The 4861-nt window shown below is 62.0% G+C and carries 4 protein-coding genes; 1 reads left to right on the top strand and 3 read right to left on the bottom strand.

Annotation, left to right across the window (positions count from 1 at the left end):
* Window positions 1-20 precede the first annotated feature (20 nt).
* Window positions 21-422, top strand: coding sequence for a helix-turn-helix domain-containing protein (locus tag ACFPOB_RS14650; RefSeq protein ID WP_377799194.1), 402 nt, complete (start codon window positions 21-23; stop codon window positions 420-422).
* Window positions 423-542: 120 nt separating this feature from the next.
* On the opposite strand, the gene ACFPOB_RS14645 is transcribed toward ACFPOB_RS14650, so the two are convergent.
* From ACFPOB_RS14645 to ACFPOB_RS14635, 3 genes are all read right to left on the bottom strand, one after another.
* The gene (locus ACFPOB_RS14645; RefSeq protein WP_377799193.1) at window positions 543-911 is read right to left on the bottom strand and encodes a hypothetical protein; all 369 of its coding nucleotides are present in this window, start codon (window positions 909-911) and stop codon (window positions 543-545) included.
* A 44-nt stretch (window positions 912-955) separates the two neighbouring features.
* Window positions 956-4225 (bottom strand): efflux RND transporter permease subunit, encoded by a 3270-nt coding sequence (locus tag ACFPOB_RS14640; protein WP_377799192.1) that lies wholly within the window; start codon window positions 4223-4225, stop codon window positions 956-958.
* A gap of 11 nt (window positions 4226-4236) precedes the next feature.
* Window positions 4237-4861 (bottom strand): efflux RND transporter periplasmic adaptor subunit (locus ACFPOB_RS14635; RefSeq protein WP_377799191.1); only part of this gene is annotated, 625 nt, incomplete at its 5' end.

Here is a 4861-nt window from a genome sequence, read left to right as displayed (position 1 = left end):
AATGACGGCCCTCAGGCAGCCTGAGGCCCAGCATCATCCCGAAATCGCGCCGACCCTACCGTACCGCCAGAAATCAACCGGTTCTTGCGGGTGTCCAGCTTGACGAAAAGGGCGCGTCACTCCGCATTCTTGAGCCCGAAGTCACGACAGCCGGAAGCATGGGGCGAATGGTCATCACCATTCTCGGCATGGTCGCTGACATGGAACTCAAGTTCATCAAAGACAGGCAACGAGCGGGCATCGACGCGGCAAAAGCTCACGGCATCTACACGGGTAGGAAGAAGAATGTCGATGACGCGGAAATCCGCAGGCGGATCGCTGCTGGCGCAACGAAAGCCGCCGTTGCTCGTGACCTGAACATTTCCAGGATGACTGTCTACCGCGCCTTGGAAGGTCAAGGTTCGCAGCCCGCTTCAGCGTGATTGCAAGTTCGCTATTTGTTCTTTGAGTTGGCCAAATTCGCAGCTTCGGGCCGACTGGGCCAATCCGCAACCGCCTAAAGGCAATCGGCATGGGGGTCAGTTCTTCATGACGCAAAGGGGTCAGTTCCGAATGTCGCTGGACAGCTGTGCTCGCCTGGCCTGCGGCGTAAATTCTTCCTCTCCAATGGCGCCCCGAGCCACGCCGCTTTGCTCGCGACTTCGTTCCCGCTGAAACTGAGCACCCGCATCAGCCTGCAGTTGCGCCCGCGGGCGATAGCCTGAAAGAGCCTGAGGCACGGTTTCATCGACCACCCGAACCTGAGCACGCTGCGCGTTCAACTGCGGGTTGGCACTGTATGCACGCGCCAGCGCTCCGGACAGAGTTTCGGCCGAGCCCGGCGACAGAGTGGCGATCGTGACCACAGCAACCAAGCCAAGCGGAAAAAGCCGCTGAGCTATGCGCATGCCTTCCTTGCCGGCGTTCGGCAAACACCGTTCCCGTCTCTGAAATCGACACCTCGATCGCGGCTCTGTCATTCTGCGGCTTCCCGAAGCGGGGGCGCGAGAAGGGGAGCTGGGGCATCACCCAAAAGCGGCGCTTTCTCCTCCTCCTGCGGACGGCTTGCAAATCGCGCATAGAGGGCGGGCAGGACGATCAGCGTTAGCAGCGTCGCGCTGATCAGCCCTCCGATCACCACAGTTGCGAGCGGCTTCTGAACCTCCGCACCCGTGCCAGTAGCAAGCGCCATCGGTACAAACCCGAGCGAGGCAACCAGTGCGGTCATCACGACCGGACGCAGGCGCGTAAGGGCCCCTTCGGAGATTGCCTCCTTAAGGGGACGCCCTTCCTCGACCAATTGCTTGATGAAGGTCAGCATGACCAGACCGTTGAGCACCGCCACACCTGACAGCGCGATGAAACCCACCGCCGCCGGCACCGAAAAAGGCATCCCGCGCAGAAACAGGGCGGCGATGCCGCCCGTTAGCGCCAGCGGTACAGCGCTGAACACCAAGAGCGCGTCACGCGGTGAGCCAAGCGCGGAATAGAGCAGCAGGAAAATCAGGAAGAAGCAGCCGGGCACGACGACCATCAGTCGCTGACGCGCGGCCTCTAGGTTTTCGAACTGCCCGCCCCAGGTGATCCAAGACCCCGCCGGCAGCGTTACGCCAGAGGTCACCTTGGCCTGCGCCTCCGCTACGACCGAGGCGATGTCACGGCCGCGAACATTGGCCGTCACCACAATGCGGCGCTTGCCATTCTCCCGGCTGATCTGGTTTGGCCCCTCCGCAGTAGAGAAGCTCGCGACCTGCTTCAGCGGCACCGAAGCAATCCGCCCCGAGGCGCCAGCGCCGGGCAGCGGCACGGGCAGGTTTTTTAAGGCCTCGAGGTCGTCGCGCACGGAGTCAGGCAGACGTACCACGATCTCGAAGCGCCGATCGCCTTCGAAGAGCACGCCTGCATCGCGCCCACCGATAGCCGCGCCGAGCACATCCTGCACCGCCAGGTGGGACAATCCCAACCGTGCAATCTCCGCCTTGTTGATGCGGATCTCCAAGAACGGCAGGCCTGTCACCTGCTCCACCTTCACGTCCTGCGCGCCTTGGACGCTGCGGAGGGCGGTCGCGACCTGGTTGGCCGCAGGCAGCATGGTATCGAACTCCTCGCCAAACACCTTGACGGCAAGATCGCCGCGGGTGCCCGCCAGAAGTTCATTGAACCGCATCTGGATCGGCTGGGTGAACTCGTAGTTGTTGCCCGCCACCTCGTTCACCGCCGCCTGGATGTCCGCTATCAGCTTGTCCTTGGGGAGCTTCGGGTCAGGCCACTCGGCCTCAGGTTTCAAAATGATAAAATTGTCGGAGACGTTGACAGGCATCGGGTCGGCCGCGACCTCGGCGGTACCCGTTTTGGAGAATACCATCGCCACCTGAGGGAAACGCGCCACTGCCTTCTCGACCTTGACCTGCATATCCTGGGACTGGGTCAACGAGGTGGACGGGATTCGCATCGCATGCATGGCGATGTTCTTCTCGTCGAGCTGCGGGATAAACTCCTGACCGAGTCGCCCGAATAGACTGATGGCAACAACAAAAATCAGCACCGCCGCGCCGATGAACGGCGCCGGCCGTCGGATAGCGCCCGCGAGCACAGGTCGGTAAAGCGCCTTCAGCCAGCGCACCAGGAATACGTCCTCCTCGGTCACCTTGCCTGTTATGACAATGGCGATCAGGGCCGGCACGAAAGTGAGCGAGAGGACGAAGGCAGCCACCAGCGCGATGATGACGGTCAGCGCCATCGGCGCGAACATTTTACCCTCAACCCCCGTGAAGGTGAGGAGGGGCACGTAGACCAAGATGATGATGGCTTGGCCGTAGACGGAGGGTTTGATCATCTCCTCGGCCGAGACCCGCACAGTATCGAGGCGCTCGTCCGTCGTAAGCTTCCTACCCAGTTTGTGCTGGCGCTCAGCGAGGTGCCTGAGCGAGTTTTCGGCGATGATAACCGCGCCGTCGACGATCAGGCCGAAGTCGAGTGCACCGAGGCTCATCAAGTTTGCGCTGATCTTTCCCTGCACCATGCCGGTCATGGTCATCAGCATCGCCACCGGGATCACCATGGCGGTGATAATCGCGGCGCGGATGTTGCCGAGCAGCAGAAACAGCACCCCAATGACGAGAAGCGCACCCTCGATCAGGTTTTTCGCAACCGTCTTCACTGTCGCGTCCACGAGCAGCGTGCGGTTAAGAACGGTTCGCGCCTCAACGGATGGCGGCAGCGAGCGCGCGATCTCCTTCATGCGGGCGTCGACAGCGGACGAGACGGTACGACTGTTGCCGCCAATCAGCATGAGGGCGGTGCCGACCACTGCCTCTTCGCCGTTCATCGAGGCCGAGCCGGTGCGGAGTTCACGACCGATGGCAACGGTTGCGACGTCCTTGATCCGCACTGGTGTGCCGCCTCGGGTGGCGACGACAACGTTTCCGATCTCCTCCATGCTCTCGATGCGCCCGGCCGAGCGCACAACATAGCCTTCGCCGTTACGCTCCAGATAACCGGCGCCGCGATTTTGGTTGTTGCCCTCGATGGCCTCAGCCACGTCCTTGAAGGACAAGCCGTAGCCAATGAGCTTCGCAGGGTCGGGCTGGACCTGGTACTGCTTCTTGTAACCTCCAATGACGTCGACGCCAGCGATGCCGGGAACGGTCTTGAGCTGCGGGCCGATGATCCAATCCTGGACCGTGCGGAGATATGCGGCACGTTCGAAATCGTTCTTGAGCCGCTGCTTCTCCGGAGTCAGGTAGCTGCCGTCCGACTGCCAGCCCGGTTCACCGTCGCGCACCGGCGCGCCATCGCCTGGCTTTTTGTAGTGGACGGTCCACATGAAGATCTCACCGAGGCCCGTCGATATCGGACCCATGTGGATCTCGGCACCCGATGGCAGGCTCGCCTTCGCCTCGCCAAGCCGCTCGTTGACTTGCTGACGCGCAAAGTAAAGGTCGGTCTTCTCGCTGAAGACGGCGGTCACCTGGGCGAAGCCGTTGCGCGAAAGCGAACGGGTGTATTCGAGGCCTGGGATGCCAGCGAGGGCGGTCTCGACCGGGTAGGTGACTTGCTTCTCGATGTCGAACGGCGAGAGCGAGGGTACGACCGCATTCACTTGGACTTGATTGTTCGTGATGTCCGGCACCGCGTCGATCGGCAGCCGGGTGAGCGCGAACACACCGAGCGCAGCAGCGAGCAGCGAGACCAGGAGCACCAGCCAACGCTGGCGCACGGAGAAGCCGAGGACGGCATTAATCATCGGTCAGGTCCTCAGTGCGCGTGCTCGGCCTCGGCCTTGCCGAGTTCCGCCTTGACGACGAAAGAGTTGGCCACCGCCACCTCGTCGCCCGGATCGAGGCCAAACACGACCTCGACTGCTGAGTCGTCCTGCTTTCCCAAGACCACATCGCGCTTCTCGAATCCCTCCTTGGTGCGCACGAATACGACCTGCTCGCCCTTCAGCGTCTGGAGGGCGGCGCGCGGCAGCCTAATGTCGACTTGCATTTCTTCGACAACCACCTGCGCCGTGGCGAACGAGCCAGGCCGCCACAGCAGACCTTTGTTGTCCATGGTGGCGATTACGCGTGCCGAGCGGGTTTCCTGATTGAGCATCGGGCTGATGAAGGTGATGCGAGCCTCGGCATTCGGGCCTTCCACCCCGGCGCTGATCATCACTTTCTGGCCTTCGCGCACTTGGGAAAGGTCGGTGGTTGAGACCGCGAGCTCGACCCAAACGCTAGACAGGTCGGCGATGACATAAATCTCCTTCTCTTGACCTTCGCCGCCGACCGGGGCGCCTAGCAGGCTGTTGAAAAACCCGCTCGCCGCAGGGCATTCGGCGTGATTCATTGTCTTCGAAGGGGTTCGGAGATCGGTGCATGCGCGGTGACGACAA

Source organism: Allobosea eneae, from assembly GCF_042657265.1.
Lineage (GTDB): Bacteria > Pseudomonadota > Alphaproteobacteria > Rhizobiales > Beijerinckiaceae > Allobosea > Allobosea eneae.
This window is presented reverse-complemented; position numbering and strand designations above follow the sequence as displayed.

Bases quoted from the DNA above. Each gene is read 5' to 3' on its own strand.
- ACFPOB_RS14640 (WP_377799192.1), bottom strand. From the start codon at position 4,225: ATGATTAATGCCGTCCTCGGCTTCTCCGTGCGCCAGCGTTGGCTGGTG.